At 40.2% G+C, this 16,151-nt stretch carries 15 protein-coding genes and 1 riboswitch; of the genes, 4 read left to right on the top strand and 11 right to left on the bottom strand.

Features of this window, described 5'->3' with window-relative positions; translation table 11 throughout:
* Positions 1-9: 9 nt before the first annotated feature.
* The 4 genes from P0106_RS06420 to P0106_RS06405 form a co-directional block, all read right to left on the bottom strand.
* Entirely contained in the window at positions 10-831 is an 822-nt protein-coding gene (locus tag P0106_RS06420) for a carbohydrate ABC transporter permease (RefSeq protein ID WP_004112888.1), read from the bottom strand.
* Positions 831-1,736 carry a carbohydrate ABC transporter permease gene (locus P0106_RS06415; protein WP_048730997.1) on the bottom strand — a complete coding sequence of 302 codons (906 nt, stop codon included), beginning with the start codon at positions 1,734-1,736 and terminating at the stop codon, positions 831-833. The genes P0106_RS06420 and P0106_RS06415 overlap by 1 nt, the downstream gene beginning before the upstream one ends.
* A gap of 84 nt (positions 1,737-1,820) precedes the next feature.
* Positions 1,821-3,092 (bottom strand): ABC transporter substrate-binding protein, encoded by a 1,272-nt coding sequence (locus P0106_RS06410; RefSeq protein ID WP_004138403.1) that lies wholly within the window; start codon positions 3,090-3,092, stop codon positions 1,821-1,823.
* A gap of 207 nt (positions 3,093-3,299) precedes the next feature.
* Complete coding sequence (locus tag P0106_RS06405; protein WP_004112878.1) at positions 3,300-3,425, bottom strand: hypothetical protein; 126 nt, start codon at positions 3,423-3,425, stop codon at positions 3,300-3,302.
* Between the two features lie 463 nt (positions 3,426-3,888).
* On the opposite strand from P0106_RS06405, the gene P0106_RS06400 reads away from it, so the two are divergent.
* On the top strand, positions 3,889-5,151 hold the full coding sequence (locus P0106_RS06400) for an MFS transporter (RefSeq protein ID WP_473730580.1): 1,263 nt from the start codon (positions 3,889-3,891) through the stop codon (positions 5,149-5,151).
* Positions 5,152-5,195: 44 nt separating this feature from the next.
* Here the strand turns inward: P0106_RS06400 and P0106_RS06395 are convergent, their stop codons facing one another.
* The 4 genes from P0106_RS06395 to P0106_RS06380 are packed head-to-tail and all read right to left on the bottom strand — an operon-like array spanning position 5,196 to position 8,552.
* Positions 5,196-5,720 carry a hypothetical protein gene (locus P0106_RS06395; RefSeq protein WP_004113747.1) on the bottom strand — a complete coding sequence of 175 codons (525 nt, stop codon included), beginning with the start codon at positions 5,718-5,720 and terminating at the stop codon, positions 5,196-5,198.
* 27 nt (positions 5,721-5,747) lie between these two features.
* Positions 5,748-6,959 carry an ABC transporter permease gene (locus P0106_RS06390; RefSeq protein ID WP_473730579.1) on the bottom strand — a complete coding sequence of 404 codons (1,212 nt, stop codon included), beginning with the start codon at positions 6,957-6,959 and terminating at the stop codon, positions 5,748-5,750.
* Positions 6,943-7,653: an ABC transporter ATP-binding protein gene (locus tag P0106_RS06385; RefSeq protein ID WP_004113744.1), complete on the bottom strand. Its 711-nt coding sequence runs from the start codon at positions 7,651-7,653 to the stop codon at positions 6,943-6,945. Before P0106_RS06385 ends, P0106_RS06390 begins: the two co-directional genes overlap by 17 nt.
* Complete coding sequence (locus P0106_RS06380) at positions 7,650-8,552, bottom strand: efflux RND transporter periplasmic adaptor subunit (protein ID WP_004118107.1); 903 nt, start codon at positions 8,550-8,552, stop codon at positions 7,650-7,652. Before P0106_RS06380 ends, P0106_RS06385 begins: the two co-directional genes overlap by 4 nt.
* A 476-nt stretch (positions 8,553-9,028) precedes the next feature.
* Between P0106_RS06380 and P0106_RS06375 the strand changes: the two genes are divergently transcribed.
* The 3 genes from P0106_RS06375 to P0106_RS06365 all read left to right on the top strand — a co-directional run bounded on the left by P0106_RS06375 (position 9,029) and on the right by P0106_RS06365 (position 11,390).
* Positions 9,029-9,700, top strand: a complete 672-nt coding sequence (locus P0106_RS06375; RefSeq protein WP_004113741.1) for a response regulator transcription factor — start codon at positions 9,029-9,031, stop codon at positions 9,698-9,700.
* On the top strand, positions 9,697-10,857 hold the full coding sequence (locus tag P0106_RS06370) for a hypothetical protein (RefSeq protein WP_004113739.1): 1,161 nt from the start codon (positions 9,697-9,699) through the stop codon (positions 10,855-10,857). The genes P0106_RS06375 and P0106_RS06370 overlap by 4 nt, the downstream gene beginning before the upstream one ends.
* Before the next feature lie 161 nt (positions 10,858-11,018).
* A complete protein-coding gene (locus tag P0106_RS06365; RefSeq protein ID WP_004112863.1) occupies positions 11,019-11,390 on the top strand; it encodes a hypothetical protein in 372 nt (123 codons plus the stop codon).
* Between the two features lie 180 nt (positions 11,391-11,570).
* Here the strand turns inward: P0106_RS06365 and P0106_RS06360 are convergent, their stop codons facing one another.
* The 3 genes from P0106_RS06360 to thiM form a co-directional block, all read right to left on the bottom strand.
* Positions 11,571-11,984 carry a transcriptional regulator gene (locus P0106_RS06360; RefSeq protein WP_004113737.1) on the bottom strand — a complete coding sequence of 138 codons (414 nt, stop codon included), beginning with the start codon at positions 11,982-11,984 and terminating at the stop codon, positions 11,571-11,573.
* A 591-nt stretch (positions 11,985-12,575) separates the two neighbouring features.
* Complete coding sequence (locus P0106_RS06355; protein WP_473730578.1) at positions 12,576-14,273, bottom strand: bifunctional hydroxymethylpyrimidine kinase/phosphomethylpyrimidine kinase; 1,698 nt, start codon at positions 14,271-14,273, stop codon at positions 12,576-12,578.
* Between the two features lie 5 nt (positions 14,274-14,278).
* A complete protein-coding gene (thiM, locus tag P0106_RS06350; RefSeq protein ID WP_473730577.1) occupies positions 14,279-15,796 on the bottom strand; it encodes a hydroxyethylthiazole kinase in 1,518 nt (505 codons plus the stop codon).
* Positions 15,784-15,876, bottom strand: a riboswitch (TPP riboswitch). Its footprint overlaps the gene before it by 13 nt.
* Between the last annotated feature and the right edge of the window lie 275 nt (positions 15,877-16,151).

Below are 16,151 nucleotides of genomic sequence, written 5' to 3'. Positions count from 1 at the left end.
CTACAATTTCTAATCTTTCATACCAGTATTGGCAATTCCTCTAACAAGCGCACGTTGGAAGAAAAGGAACACAATAATACTTGGTATTGTTGCAGTCAAAGTTCCTGCCATCAAATAATTCCAAGAGGTTCCGTAACGCCCTACGAAGGATGCTAAACCAATCTGAATTGTACGAGTTTCATCCGTATTCGTAACCAATAACGGCCAAAGAAAATCATTCCACGCAAAGAGAAAACTAAAAATACCAAGCGTCGCAAACGCTGGGGACGACAATGGAACGATTACTTTGAAGAATATTCCAAACCTGCCACAACCGTCAATGCGCGCTGCCTCATCAAGCTCTCGAGGAATTGTTGCAAAATATTGGCGAAGTAAAATAATGCCAAACACATCTGCAAGTCTAGGAACAATCAAAGCATACAGCGTATCGACCCATCCCAAATTAGCGACTATCTCATAAGACGGAATAACAATCACAAAATTAGGAATCATCAATGCAGAAAGCAGCAGAATGAATATTGTTTTCTTCAAAGGAAATTCTAATCGCGCAAAAGCGTAGGCGGCAAAGGCATCAAATATTAAATGTCCTACAACAATTCCTACCGTCATCAATAGCGTATTCCAATAATATTGCGCAAACGGCGCCGCTTGCCACGCATGAATATAGTTTTCCCAATGCCATGATGTAGGAAAAATTGAAGTATTCGTGTATGTTTCAGCACGCATTTGCAAAGAAGTAGTGAACATCCACAAAAATGGAATGATTACTGTTGCTGAACCTAAAATCAGAATCGCATGACGCGCCAAACGCGACCATAATGATGATTTCATTATTCTTCTCCTTGTGCTCCAGAAACTTTCCATTGAACCATCGTCACGCCTAGCACTAGCGCAAGTGTAATAAACGCTATTGCTGTTCCATAGCCAAAATCACCAAGCTTGAACGCATCACGATACATCATCATGCCAAGCACTTCCGTGCCTCCGCGAGGACCGCCACCCGTGAGCATGTATGCAAGGTCGAAGGATTGGAAGCTCGTTACTAATGCCTGAACTACTACAAAAAACGTCATTGGAGATAGCAATGGGAAAGTAATCTTCCATAATTTTTGCCACCCAGTAGCTCCATCTAATGCAGCCGCTTCATACACGCTTTTTGGCAATGCTTGTAACGCAGTTAAATACAAAATAGCGTTAAAACCAATATTTTTCCACACGGTCAAAAGAATTAATGCAATAAGCGCAAGCCAGCGATTTTGCAACCAATCTGGTCCGTGTATATTGAATTTCATCAACACACTGTTCACGAATCCAGAAGGATCGAGCATATATTTCCACACAATGGCTGCAGCCACAGAAGATGTAACCACTGGAAGGAAGTAAATACTACGATAAATACTCCTACCTCGTATAGGCGCATCAAGCAAAAGCGCGAGCAACAATCCAGTCAGCACACTTAATACACATACACCAGCAGCATAAATAACCGTTACCATTAAGCTATTGAAAAACTCAGGATCTTGGAAAAGACGAACATAGTTTCCCAAGCCAATAAATTTCTTTTCTGGAGAGAATCCATCCCACGATGTTAGTGAAATATATACAGCAGACAACACAGGGTACAGCACGAAACCACCAATAATAAGCACTGCTGGCAACAAGAATACCGCAGCACATATTACTTGATCTTTCTGGTAGTGCCTGTGCGCAGACTTGAGAAAATGACGTTTTTTCATTACATACTCCTTGATGCAAAGAACCCCGATAGCTGAGTCAACTTCATTTCCTTTGACCCAGCTATCGGCACAGTATTTATGCAATCAGCCTTTGGCAATCACGTCGTTAACTGCCTTTTCAGCATTCGCAAGCGCTTCGTCAACACTCTGCTCTCCAGCGAAAGCCTTCTCCACAGCCTTTGCAAATTCAAAGGAAATCTTTGGATACAATGGCGTATTTGGACGTGTATGAGCAATCTCCATTTGTTCCACAAACGGAATTAAACGAGGCTGTTCCTTCTTAACCCAATCCAAATACTTATCAGACTTTGCAACACTCTTCGTTACAGGAAGCATGCCAGTCTTTTGCGACCACTTGATCACCTGTTCTGGCTGCAAGAACCAGTTCAAGAATTCGCCAGCAGCCTTGGCACGAGCGTCAGAATTATGGAAGACGATTGCTTGTTCACCACCGAGATTAGTCGCTTCCTTGCCATCCTTTGGATGAGGAGCTTTCGCTACACCGAAATCAAATGGTGGATCTGGCGCCCAGATGCCAACCATCCAGCTACCTTCCTGAGCAGAACCACCCTTGCCCTTTTCAAATTCGCCCCACTTAGCATATGGGCTCACGCCACTCTTGATGAGATCCATCCAGAAGTTCATAGCCTTCTTGCCTTCTGGCGTATTGAATGCAGCCTTAGAATTATCCTTCGTCAAGAATTCGCCGCCAGCTTGCCACAAGTTGACCTGGAAGTTCCAAGTTAAACCTTCTCCGTTATCTCCTGCTTGAGTAAGCAAATCATACCCTGGCTTGCCCGTCTTTTCCTTGATCGTCTTTGCAACTTTCTTCAACTCATCCCATGTTTGTGGTGGTTTGTTAGGATCTAACCCAGCTTCTTTATAAACGTCCTTGTTGTACATGTACGCAAGATTATTGGCAGTAACTGGCACAGAAACTTGTTTGCCGTCAATATGACCATAGTCAATCAATGCAGGAGTCACATCATCGAGCGTTTTCGAGCTGATAACCTTAGAAAGATCAGTCAAATTGCCCATTTTTGCAATCTGTGGCACCCATACCAAATCACTTATAGAAATATCTGGCAAGCTCTTCGACGAAGCCGATGCACGAAGCTTCGTCATAAAATCAGAGTTCGGGACGCTCGCAGTCTTAATCTTAATATTTTTATGCGAAGCATTAAAATCCTTCACCATTGCATCAAAGGTATCGGCATTAGCGCCATCCCAATAATGCCAAATGGTAAGCTGTGTTGAGCCATTAGCGTCGGATGATTTTGCACTACCACACGCACCTGCGCTAATAATCATTGCAGCAGCACCGATTAATGCACATATTTTTGTAAGTTTCTTCATTGTAACCTTCTTTTTATCTGCATATGTTAACTTGCACTCATTTTGCATTTAGAAAATGGGTGACGAACTATTCTCTAAAGCATCAGAAAACAAACTAGTAATTTTTTTATTCTTTGTTGTATGACTACATAACAAGCAAACAGTTTTTTAATTGCCGCAAACACTGGCTCATATAAATCTACATGTCATGTTCACACAGACACCAAATCAAAAATGCACGCTTGTTTCTACCTCCTCCCCTCCAACTCCGAAGACATTATCTTTAGATACCCACTGTTTGTCATCAAGCAATGCCTTAAATTGGAACTTTTTACCTTTAGGTATTCTTTCCATTTCAGTCTCCTTTGAACTGCAATGCTAAACTCTTGTAAATCAATTTACTACATTGTTAAACAAACGTCAATCCCTTAAAATAATTACACGTTATCTACTTGTCGCGCTTGCAAACGCTTCGCGACGCAATAAGCAAACTCTCCAGCTTCCTCTCCTACTATCGCCAGTAGTTATATATCTTGTTTGCAAACTGCAGCAATTCGAATCACGACACAAACAACAAAGCGCAAAAGTAAATACATTTCGGAGCATTTCGGAGTAAAACACCACAATAAACACAAAGAAAACCCAACAAAGCCATACGAGAGTAGGGCTCAGCACAGTTAAGAGTAGTTAAGAGTAAAACACTGCAATAAAACACTCATTTCACTCACAGTCCAGAAAAAGGTGTATATCAAGAGGCATATATCATTCAGAATATGAAAGACATTCATAACATGAAAGAAAGAAAAAAGAGAAGGAAATGAACGCTGCGGCACGGATTCGCACAACTCTTATTATTGCCGTTTTATCGCTTAATGCTTTTCTTATAACAAGCTGTAGATTTGGCGTAAGCCTATATCTTTTAATACATGTCGACTTATCTCACGCAGCGCTTAACGCAGTGTCCGTAGCACTTATGACCTGCATAGCAGCACCGCTTGGCGGCATTATCGCAGATAAATATCCACCAACTAGATTGTTTATAGCGCTAACGGTCTGTTTTGCCTTGTTGTGTACTGGATACGGTTTCGCTTTAGTAGCACAGCATAATCTTATTGCTATTACGGTTACACTACTCGGCATAATATTCGGATTCTTTACTGCATTTTCTTCGCCTAATCAAAAAGTATTAATGGCATATAGCGCGCCAACTGGCGAAAAAACCAAATTTTTAGCAAGCATGCGTATGTGGATTAATCTCAGCAGGCTTGCTGCACCTGCGATTACTGGCATATTTGTTGATATATGCAATCCACTCATTTTCTTTACGAGCATTGCTGTTGTGATGATACTAGCGGCGCTACCTCTACTGTTAGTTAATCTAAACCAGCAAGCACAAAATAGCTCAAACAATACGAAGACAGGAAGCAATAAAACTGCTGGTTTTGCAGCTTCTTTACACTATATGAAATCTACACCATGGTTAATAGTCTTAGGAGTAGTATCAGCATTACAATCAGGCTCATGGCTTGCTGCATTCAGACTAATGGGAGCACACCATTGTCTCACGCTTTTTCATTCGGCATCCACGTGGGGATCAATAGTCAGCATATTTAACATTGGCATGATTGTAGGTTCGCTATTATGCAAATATATTGTGCTGTATTATGAGATTTTATACTCTATTTTATTACCTGGATTCCTTTCTATTCCTTTACTTATTTTCGCACTTAATAATTGGATTGCTCTTTTTCTTTGCTCTGCTTTCATTGCAGGTATTATTTTTGACGCAACTATTGTCTATGGGCAAACAGCTCTTCTCGATGGCATACCGACACACATTCTCGGCGCGACTACTACTTTTACTTCTATTATGGAGCAATGCGGCATTATCGTAGGGTATGCAAGCGTACTAGCATGGGGAAATCTAAATTCATCATTATTCATAATGATTGCAGCTGGCGTAATACTTGTTTCAACAGGTATAGCCTTATGGATTATTCAAGCTCGTAAACAAACATACCCATCAATGCTTACCAAAGATTATTGGACACCATCAACATGGGTAAAAAGAAGCATATAACAAGCTATTTAGCGCGTAAGCACAATAAAGCTATACAAATGCAATTACATCACAGGACAATTAGTTTGCACATCCTGTTGGAATCCTGACGGATCTCCTAGTTTTGCTTTACGCATGTGCTCTTTGAAAAAGTTTCGCGTTGCATCATCACAACGATCTGGACCCATAAACGGCATGCTAGGCACTTTTTCAAGCTCATGCAAAGCTTTACTTGCCGCTTGTTCATCACTAGCATACGTGTCTAACCATTGCCGTTCCCAAGCACACTGATAATAATTAGATGCTTGCGTATCACCATATCCACTCTGGAACTGAGCGTCTTTTTCTTCTCCAACCAAGTTTGCAGGAGCTTTATATTTTTCAGGCCAACTAAGCTTTGCCACAGATTCCTGATATTCCTTCTCTATATGAGCAAAATCAACAATCTCTCTCGGCGAACTATTTTGCGAGCGCGCGCCACCCATACCACTCGCATTATTGTTGCCTATTCCTCCACACGCATTAAACATAAGAAGCGCACTAAGCACACCAACAATAAGAGTTGCTTTACCAATAGTATGATTATTCATTATTCCTTCTTTCTTATTTTTTGAAAATTAACGCAATGCTAATGCTGGTTGTAAACGTGATGCTTTTATTGCCGGCACCACACTTCCAGCAAGCGCTGTAATAAAAGCCGCAATAACAGCTCCAATAGCGGCTTCATATGGGTAAACTGGCGGACTAACTGGGCTTGCTGCATCCCAAAAACTTGATGCTATAGACACAAGTCCAAAAGAAACAGCGACAGCAGCAATCGAAACTATCAGCGCTAAAATAATCGCACTTCCTAACACGAGTGAAGCAATAGACCATCTAGTAGCACCCAAGGCTCTGCGTATAAGCAGTTCATGTGTGCGCTGCTCCAACGATGCTAAACCAATATTGATTAAACCTAGCGCGGAAACAAAAAGCAATAATGCTGCTACGATAGCAAAACTTAATTGCAATACTGTTATAACATTCTCGTAATCATCACTATTATCATGTCTTCTAATTTCGTTTACTTGTCCACCACAACAGTCGTAAAGAGCATCTGAAACATAAGATTTAATTGATTTTTGAGAACGATTTTCTTTATTCAACCAGTAGATTGAGCCTTGAGCTTCTTTTCCAGAATATTCCCAAAGAGTTGGAGCATAACGTAATAATCCTAGAATATTCACGTATACTTTTGCTGAGTCTACGCCATCGTTCACAACTCCAACAATCCTTATAGGACTCATTTGTGTTGTTTTGCGAGAAGTAATAAATGCTACTTCACCAATCTTGTATCTTTTGCTAGCAGATTGGTTTACTACCATTTCTAATGCGTTGCTTTTATCGCTATTACTAAACCATCTTCCACTTACAATAGGTAAGTTATAAACTTTGTTGTATCCTGCCGTAGTGTAAACAGCGTCAGCATATTGAAGATTGCCAGTCTTATATTCTTTGCTTATTTTTACACTCTTCGAGGCTGGCATAGAAGCGCTAAACAGTAGTCCAGTGTTTGTTTGTAGCATAACGTTAGCGTTACGGTTTGCGGATTCAATGCGATTTAAGAATTTGTTAAATACTGAATATTCGTCAAAATTTTGTGCTGAAAAAGTAATCTCGTATGTTGGTCTACGACCGTTTAGCTGTTCGTTAGTTGCAATAAGATAGTCCTTACCAACCGTGCCGATAAGCACTGACGCAATAACGGCAATGATGCCGATAAACATTGAAAAACCTGTGAGGAAGGATCTCATAGGAGACAGGCGCAAATCTTTAAGCAGCATGATCATAAAGAACACCGCCTTCCATAGTAAAAATGTGAGAGCAAGAACGAGCCACTTTCATATCATGAGTGACTAATAGTAATGTTGTTCCAGATTCTTGAACACGATCATGCAACACTTGAAGCACTTTTTCTCCCGTACTACTATCGAGCGCACCAGTTGGCTCATCGCAAATAAGTAATTCGGGATTAGTGACGAGAGCACGCGCTATCGCGACTCTCTGCTGTTCACCGCCTGATAGCCTTCCAGGGTATTCGTTTAGTTTATCTTGCAATCCAACATCACATAATGCTTCTTCTATAGTTTTTCTTCTTTTCTGCTTGCTTTGTTGTAGTCCTGCGTATAAAAGCGGCAACTCAACATTTTCTCTAATGCTTAAATGCTTAATAAGCGAATAGTTTTGAAAAACAAAACCAATATTTCGAGCGCGCATATGCGATACTGTAGCATCACTACACTTTTGGATTGATTTGCCAAAATAATAGTATTTTCCAGTAAAATTTTTATTCAAAAATCCAATAATAGAAATAAGACTTGTTTTGCCGGAGCCAGACCTGCCAACTACCGCGTATGTTTCACCTTGATTAAGTAACATAGAAGCAGAGTTGACAGTGGTAAGCCATTCGCCATTGCCTAGTTTTACACGCGCTGACACGTCTTGTAGTTCAACCAGCGGAACAGTATTGTTCTCCATAATCATTGCACTCCTGGAATGAGATTAGGAGAAACACCTGCTACGACATCACCCTCATGCAAACCAGACGTAATTTCAATATTAGCGCCGTCACTGATTCCAAGACCAACTTCTTTACGCTCCCAATTATCGCCTTTTTTGTATGAGACTAATCCTTTTTGGACTCTTCCAGCAACCGCGCTAACGGGCAGTGTTAGAACTGATTGTTTATGCTTGCCATTAAAAACAAGCGTCGCATTTTGACCTGATTCTACTTCTGTGCTTTTATCTATTAAACACGTTAAAACTTTTGACGATACGCTAGGTGCACTTTGCGCACTCGACTCATCTGTTTGAGTTGAATCAGCATTCTCATTCTTGCTACTACCCGAGGCTGCAACATCTGTAGAAGTTCCACCGCTTTGTACTATTTGCAAACAATTGGTTGGCCCAACACCATCTTCAACTTGGAAGCGACCTTTAACATCTGCAATATCCGCAGAACGAAGTAAAGCTTTTGCGTTAAGGCTTATTGAAAAACCTTCATATTTAAGAGTGAATAGTGGGAAAGATTTAGGCACGTCCGCAGATGATTCAGCTACTGACACAACTTTAGCGTCTACGGGAGCAATAATTTTGTTACCAGCATTGTAGCCTAGAACACTTCCAGCTTTTACAGCACTTCCTGCTTTTACCGATGGAGAAAAATTCCCTCTACTTACAGCAGTGATAACAAAGGTAGATGATTGTTCTATTGTTGCTTTACCCGACACAACTTGTGTTAAAGGCTGTTTTTTGACTGAAACAAGTGGAACTGAATCGTGTTGTGCCTGCTGCTGACTATTATCAACTGCTCTACCAGAGCATGCAGTAAGCAAACACACTGGCATAGCAGCAAGCAAGAGTACTTTCGCAAACTTACTCATAACACAAATCTCCTTACTCGCCAAACTCGTAGACACATAGTATGCGTCGAAACAAGCCTCTCAAACTGATCCAAAATAAATAAAGTGCTTGATAATGCTACAATTAATGCTTTTATGATTGTCACTTTATTGAGGATTTAAGCTTTTGCTTAATAGCCTATAATCTCCGTAAAGAGTTTGCATCACACTAAATGATGATTTTATTTATGATTTTTGGAGCTTGCATAATACCAGAGAATGATTTGTTTTGCATAGAGTTTATATGTTACTGAACAATTTATTTGCTTATAGCCACAACCACATTGTGATTGAATCACTAAACTTTAAGCGAACTTATTCGCTGCGGAGTAACCCACGTAAGCTCTCAGTGCCTACCTTTATAAGATTACCTTTGTAAAGGTTTTCCTAGACAAGATATTCATCATACAAATTCAAGTACTATTATTACTTAAATAATGCTTTTCTGAAGGAGCAATATGATAGCAAAGCATATTACTGTTGGCATTGTTGATGATGATTGTTTTTGTCTACACGGCCTAAAAACATATATTGAACAGGTTGTTCCGTCCTGCAGTATTTGCTGGTTATCCGCGTACGCCGATCAAGCAATTCAATTTTGTCAAAATCAATGCCCAGACGTGCTGCTAATTGACATGTATATGTCTGGGGTTTCGGGAATTAAAATATTATACGAATTGCGAAGAAGATACTCACTCCCAATAATAATTGCTATAACTTCATTCCCTATAAACGATTATGCTTTAAAAGCATCAACAGCAGGCGCGCAAGGCATTGTTGGAAAGAACCACCCAGAAACTATTTGCGCCATGCTTAGCAGTATTGCCAATGGCACGTTCAAGCCACAAATAATAGGAGATCTTCATTTTGACGACACGACGACAGCATTTCAGCGTTTGCAAAATAAGCCAAAAAATGGACGCCTTGCTTTAACGAATCATGAGACTGAAATTATAAAGTTGTGCAGTAAAGGCATGACTAATGCGCAAATCGCCAAACGTTTATTTGTTGAAACTTGTACTGTGGAAACTATCCTTCGTCGCGTGTTCAAAAAATTGAATGTGACAAATCGTTCACAACTTATTACTACATGGCTGCATGATGAATATTTAGGAAATGATACACAATGATTATTTTCTTAATGCGTCGTTTACGAGAAAAGCTTATTGACAATAAAACATTTTTACTATTGGGATGTTTGTCGAGCGCAATGGATGCATATATTTACTCAAATAGCGACAATAGCACAATACAACTTGTCATAGTTTACATGATTCTTGCTGCTATAAATCTGTTTCTTTGCTTGCTCCCGCATTTTATGAGCATGTGCTATATTTTTGTACATCTCAGCATTCTTGTTATTCCTAGTCTGAATCTTCCACCAGTAACTTTCGGGCTCATCATATCATTTGTTTTTATTTCGTATTTATATCCGATTCAATTTACACTACCTTTATTCTTAGTAATAGATGCATTACACTACGTTGCATACCGATACCTATCAACTTTGTCTTTCAAGTATCTTATTGCTTACCTTTTAATAAATATATTTTGCGTTTGCACTGGTATTATTTTGCGCATTTCTCACCAAAAAATGGTTCTTTATGAAAAAGATAAGCAAACAATTAATAATCTTCATCTGGCTGTGCGAATGCACGATAGATTAACTAATAAGATTGCAGATATTGCACTACAAAGTAAAATAGCATTACTTGACAAGTCTATTTCTAAAAAACAGCGAAGTGCTATTGAGGCAATAAATGATTTGGCAGATCAGGCTTTTGAAGAAGGACATAATATTATCGACATTCTACGTGGAAATACTGCTAAGCAAGATGCTCGAAGCGAGTTCATTCAGCACATTGAAGATACACTACAAATGAACGACTCAATCAATACATCTTGTGGATTAAAAGGAAGATCAATATGCAACATATCTAGTAACGATATTCCTGAAGACATTAGCAATGAAATCATCTGTGAAGTTATTGAATTAATCGAAGAACTATATTTGAACATGCGAAAATATGCTTCTTTAGTTTATTACATCAGAATTTCGATACGCGAAAAACAAATTGTTATAAAACAGTTCAATGTTCGATTTTTGGGCGGGAAAAGTAAAGATGCAATTCGCTCAGTATCTCAAAAAGGACTTTTGCTTCATCGCGATACCATAAAGCATTTAGGCGGTTCACTCTATTTTCGAGCCTTTGGTAAGTATTGGGAATGTAATGCAGTTATTCCTTTCAAAAATGAACATAACTGTATAGATAGTATGGCTTACTGATTCAGTTTAAAAGATTAATGAATCTTAAGCAGTTTTAGATAGTAATTATTTGTAAAGGTTTTCCTAGACAAGATATTGTTTACCTTTTAGCACGCCATTAATTTATAAGTTGTAAAGGTTTGATATACACAATTATTTTCTTGTATTAGAAGGAGAAGAATATGAGTAATTTAGAAGATACAAAAGCACAAATTCCATCCGTATTTTGGACAATAGCCAATGGTGTATTTCTTGCTAGCGGAATTGCGCTGATTGTAATGCGTAATGATTATCTATGGGGAGTGCCTCAAATTATCGCTGGATTATTTGGTCTTGCAACCATGTTTCTCATTAAAAAACCGTGGTGCGCTCAACTATATTTTATAGTATCTTCACTAGCCGTAATAGCAAATGGACTTATGGAAATATTCGGCATAATCCACGGATCTGGATACGGTTATGTTCCGCTGATTATTGGCATAATCGTGCTTTTATTTATAGGCCTTGACAAGGATGAAAGTTCAAAAGCTCTTGGAATTGCCAAGAATAAATAAAAGCATTAGACTGCGATTTTAACTTAAAAACATATCGCAATTTTCAAAGGTCAAGTTGTAGCCACACATCCTACGACTTGACCTTTACTTATTTATCCGCTATTGATTTGTTTTGCATAGAGTTTATACACTACTGAGCAACTTGCTTGTGCATAGCCCCAACCGCATTGCATTAAATCACTAAGATTTAAGCGAGCTTATTCGCTGCGGAGTAACCCCCGTAAGCTCTGCAACATCACGAACCGTCAATCCCTGATTCCTTAGTATACGAACTGTTTCACGCATAAGTATAGACGCTTCTTCTTGAGTTTTTATAGCTGCAGATTTTGCATCTAACATGCGCTGAAGCATAAGCTCATCTTGCTCACTAAGTTTCGGAGTTACTTCCACGCAATTGACTTTAACATTTAAAGTTGCAGCAGCATCTTTTACCATTGCTGCAACCTTATCAAGCCTACGTACTTGAGTAAATAATCCTGGTATTTCTGGCACTTCTATAGCCCACCAGTCATCGCATCTGCGAGCTATAGCAGTCACCTTTTGCAAACAATTTGTTGCATTATCATGCTCAGTAACACTCATTGCTCCTATCATGCCTGCAGGTTCCTTTCAAAATATCTAATAATGCTTCTAGCAGTAAGCTCATTTATTTCATTATGCCTCGGAACAGTAGTAGCCAATTCGCCAATGCAAACTTTGCTATGATTACCGCCCTCAGACCAAGTTATTTGTCTATTAGTACTTCTTGCAAGCTGATTGAGTTTTTTCTCCAACTCTTTTCGCTTCACACATATAAGTATATGCCTATTTATCAATTCAGTAAATAGGCATTGCATACAAAATCATCGCAAATGCATAACCGTCATTGAATGCAATTCTATTTGATATTTTCCAAAGTACTTTGAGTTTTGCAAGATAGGAAGATAGGGAGATATGAAAATGGGAAAATATGCAGATAGGAAAATTGACTAGCGAATTTAGGTAACTTTTACTACTCACGATTTAAGTCTTAAGCAAGGTCTTAAGCAAGTCACTTGTGCATCTGCGCTGCTCAGAAAATCAACAATAAATAAGAGACATGCGTATTATAAAAATGCGCTGACGCTTTTACTCATCTTCAAATCTTCTAGATTTTGTTAATAAAGACGAAGTCAATGCATCAGCGCTATCAAGCTATCAAACCATCTACCTCAATGCTCTATGAGCTTGATTAAAGAACTCATACTCGTAAATGCATGAAGTCATATATGCTTGAGCAGCAAGAATTCGAGCCTGTGGGCCAGCTTCTTCAAAAGCTCTCTCAACAAATTTAACTGCCATTCTTACTCCTGACTCAAAATCATTAGAAGAATACATTGAAATCCAATCATGATATGGGTTTTCAGGAGTATTATTTTTGACTAAAATTTGCCCCACTTCTTCATAAAGCCAATAGCATGGCAATATGGATGCAGCTCCAATCACGTAATCTTCTGCCATTGTAGAAGCAAGTAAGTGATTTACGTAAGCTAACGTTACTGGCGAGCAAGACGCATCAATGCTTATATTTCTGCTTCCAAGCCAATCTCTGTGCAACTGCGATTCCGCTTCTATGCACATAGCTGCACCCGTAGCCCAACGCACTCTAGCTTCATTATCTGGCGTTTTAGCTCCAACAGCAGCTAGCGCGCGCGAGTAACGCTTCAAGTATTCAGAATCTTGACTTATGTAGAAAGCAAACAAGTCGGAGTCAAGCGTTCCATTACCTAAAGCCTTAATAAATGGCATTTTCATAATGTTGTTATCGACATCTGCACTAGCATCCCATAAAGCTTGAGTCCAAGGGCCACAAGGCTCCACATTTGGCTTTCTAGCCTTGCTATGAGCTTTTACGACTACGCTTTGCGCAGTTAATCCGTCTAAGCCACTAGTTTGCATATGCTCCCAAGGAGTTGACGAAGAATCTAATTCCAAACGATAATTACGAGCAGCATGGTTCACAGGCCCATGACCTTTGCCAACATGCAAATCTTTACCGCAAGCAATAGCTTCGTTAAGCCATCTTGACGACCATGCTAAAGCATCCGCTACTGTACTGTAATCGCTTAGCTTCTTGCCTTCTCGCAACGCTAATCCTATGCGCGTAGCAAGCGAGGAAGATAGCGAGCAGCCAGTGCCATGCGTTGTTGTTGTATCAACCCTAGGGCAAGGAACGTGCACTCTGTGGCCATCTGGGAACACAACAGTATTACCAGCATCTTCGCTTGTTAAGTGGCCGCCTTTAACAATAACAATAGTATTGTTTTTTGCACTCCACTCGCTTGCTTGAGCATAAGCTTCTTCAAAATTAGATGCAGGCTGTTTATCGCATAATACTGCGAGTTCAGGTATGTTTGGCGTAATCACATCTGCAAGAGGCGCAAACTCACGCATTGCATCTTCTGCAGACTTTTCAAGCAACCTATCTCCCGAAGTTGCTACCATTACTGGGTCTAACACAACAACAGGAACAGGATGATTCTTAAGCCAATCTTGAACTAGGCTAATATATGATTTGTCTCCAAGCATGCCGATTTTTACAGCATCAATAGTTACGTCATCAAATACTGCTTCTAGTTGCGCTTGCAAAAAGTCTGTTGGAGGAGCGTAAACTTCGCGCACACCGCAAGTGTTTTGAGCAACCAAATTAGTTGTTACACACATTGCAAATCCATGAGATGCTGTGATTGATTTTAGATCAGCTTGAATTCCAGCTCCGCCTGTTGGATCAGTTCCAGCAATGCTTAGCACTCGCGGAATAATTGGCTCTTCTAAAGATGGCAAGGAAGATGGCCTTAGGCTTGAATCATATAATTTAGAAATTGATTGCAAAGGTGCTTGAGTTTGCGAAAATTGATTATTCATTATTTTTATTCCTTTGTAATAGCATCGCGTAATTTGTGTGCTTCTTCGCAAGGATTTTGCGCAAGCATTAGAGCAGATACTACGCATAAACCATCTATTGAAGTGCTTTTAATAGGAAACACGGTATTTTCATTAACTCCGCCGATTCCTAGAGTGCTAATGCCGAGTTCTTTAGCGCGTTTAGCAATCTTTTCTACTCCTTCAACTCCTAAAGCAGGAGCAGCGTCTGGCTTAGTGGCAGTAGGCCAAATCGGACCTATTCCAATAACATCTGGTAATGCCACATTTTCTTTAGCACATTCGTTATAAACGTAATCTAACTGTTCTAACTTTTCTATAGAAAGTCCAACCATCCACTCTGCAGGAATAGACTTACGCGCTTCAATATAAGGCGTGTCTGTTTGCCCAACATGCAAGTTGAACCCTAAGTTTTTAGCGCAATCTATACGATCGTCAACAAAAATCGGCACGTCTCCGCAACCATTAGCAAGCATTTTGTCTCGCAGGCTTTGAGCTTTATTGTTAAAAGTTTCGCTATTTGCGTACTTATCGCGCAATTGGACTACGCTTGCTCCGCCTTTAACGCAATCAACTACAATATCTTCTTCTGCTCGATCACTCATCTTTGGGTCTGTTATAAAGTATAGAGACCAATCAACAGGATCGAGTTCAAATTCAATATTCGCTAATTTCAGCATCTCGTCTGCGCTCAAATCCATAAGCGCATCCATCCATAATTTTCTAAATGACCCTGGCAATGTTGAACGTTGCGCTGCCCAAGTTCCTGCTGCAGCAGCGTGTACGTGCGCGGCAACTGTTGCTGCAAAAGGTCGATTTCGATTTGCTCCAACGTATGCTGCCACCAACGCGCCAAGAGAGCAGCCCGTGCCGACTACTTTCGTCATTATTTCGTGGCCGCCAGAAACTCGTGCCGAGCATCCGTGCCCATAAATAGCGTCTTTTTCGCCAGAAATAGCCACTACCGAGCCGTAGCGTTTAACTAGCTTCTTAGCTGCTGCAACTGCCGAATCAACGGAATCTCCAGCGTCTACGCCTTTACCGCCGCTTTCTTCTCCAGCTAAGCCTAAGATTTCGGAAGCGTTGGCACGAATTACAGCAGGATGACTTTTAACAATTTCGCGCGCGTATTGCGTGCGTGGAGCTAAACCGCCAACTGCAACTGGGTCAAGAACCCATGGAGTGTGTGCTTTTACAGCTCCGCGAATCGCAGCATCCATAGATTCTTTGTCTACTGGCCTGTACGTTCCAATGTTTACTAATACACCAGATGCGATTTGAGCAAATACTTCAGCTTCTTCTGCATCTACGACCATTGCTGGCGATGCTCCAGCAGCCAGCAGAACGTTTGCTGTTATTTCTTGAACAACATTATTCGTTACGCAATGTGTTAGCGGATTTTTTGCGCGTAAAGTTTCAATGCATTCACGTACATCTTGAACGAATTGCTTGCAACGAGCATTAGTTGAGAATTCATTATTTTTAGAACACGACACAGTAGTCATGATTTTCCCTTCGCTAGTACTAACTAGATCAGGTTCAACGGGTATAATCTCAGCGCTTATGCGCACCCCGAACCTATGTTTGACTATATATGTTCGTTATGACGTTATTTATATGCGCGACGACCTACCTTTTCGCTTGAGAATCGTAGCGCGAAAAGGTAATTCGGAGCGCTGAGCCGCTTAGCGTAGAAGCACGGTGTGCTTCTACGGCGGCGAAGACGTGAGCGCGCTTAGACCGCGCGAACGAGGACCTTCCATGTAGTGCGTTTGTATAACGACACGACGTAAATCAAGTACAATCGCACTACAAGAATATGAACGTGTTCGACGATAACCTAAACTTAAATAATAAAAA

The organism is Gardnerella sp. c11Ua_71, from assembly GCF_055818025.1.
The sequence above is the reverse complement of the archived record's forward strand: the minus strand, read 5'-3'. Positions and strand labels throughout refer to the sequence as shown.

Coding starts and splice junctions, on each gene's coding strand:
- P0106_RS06420 (WP_004112888.1), bottom strand. CDS start 831: ATGAAATCATCATTATGGTCGCGTTTGGCGCGTCATGCGATTCTGATT.
- P0106_RS06415 (WP_048730997.1), bottom strand. CDS start 1,736: ATGAAAAAACGTCATTTTCTCAAGTCTGCGCACAGGCACTACCAGAAA.
- P0106_RS06410 (WP_004138403.1), bottom strand. CDS start 3,092: ATGAAGAAACTTACAAAAATATGTGCATTAATCGGTGCTGCTGCAATG.
- P0106_RS06405 (WP_004112878.1), bottom strand. CDS start 3,425: ATGGAAAGAATACCTAAAGGTAAAAAGTTCCAATTTAAGGCATTGCTT.
- P0106_RS06400 (WP_473730580.1), top strand. CDS start 3,889: ATGAACGCTGCGGCACGGATTCGCACAACTCTTATTATTGCCGTTTTA.
- P0106_RS06395 (WP_004113747.1), bottom strand. CDS start 5,720: ATGAATAATCATACTATTGGTAAAGCAACTCTTATTGTTGGTGTGCTT.
- P0106_RS06390 (WP_473730579.1), bottom strand. CDS start 6,959: ATGATCATGCTGCTTAAAGATTTGCGCCTGTCTCCTATGAGATCCTTC.
- P0106_RS06385 (WP_004113744.1), bottom strand. CDS start 7,653: ATGATTATGGAGAACAATACTGTTCCGCTGGTTGAACTACAAGACGTG.
- P0106_RS06380 (WP_004118107.1), bottom strand. CDS start 8,552: ATGAGTAAGTTTGCGAAAGTACTCTTGCTTGCTGCTATGCCAGTGTGT.
- P0106_RS06375 (WP_004113741.1), top strand. CDS start 9,029: ATGATAGCAAAGCATATTACTGTTGGCATTGTTGATGATGATTGTTTT.
- P0106_RS06370 (WP_004113739.1), top strand. CDS start 9,697: ATGATTATTTTCTTAATGCGTCGTTTACGAGAAAAGCTTATTGACAAT.
- P0106_RS06365 (WP_004112863.1), top strand. CDS start 11,019: ATGAGTAATTTAGAAGATACAAAAGCACAAATTCCATCCGTATTTTGG.
- P0106_RS06360 (WP_004113737.1), bottom strand. CDS start 11,984: ATGATAGGAGCAATGAGTGTTACTGAGCATGATAATGCAACAAATTGT.
- P0106_RS06355 (WP_473730578.1), bottom strand. CDS start 14,273: ATGAATAATCAATTTTCGCAAACTCAAGCACCTTTGCAATCAATTTCT.
- thiM (WP_473730577.1), bottom strand. CDS start 15,796: ATGACTACTGTGTCGTGTTCTAAAAATAATGAATTCTCAACTAATGCT.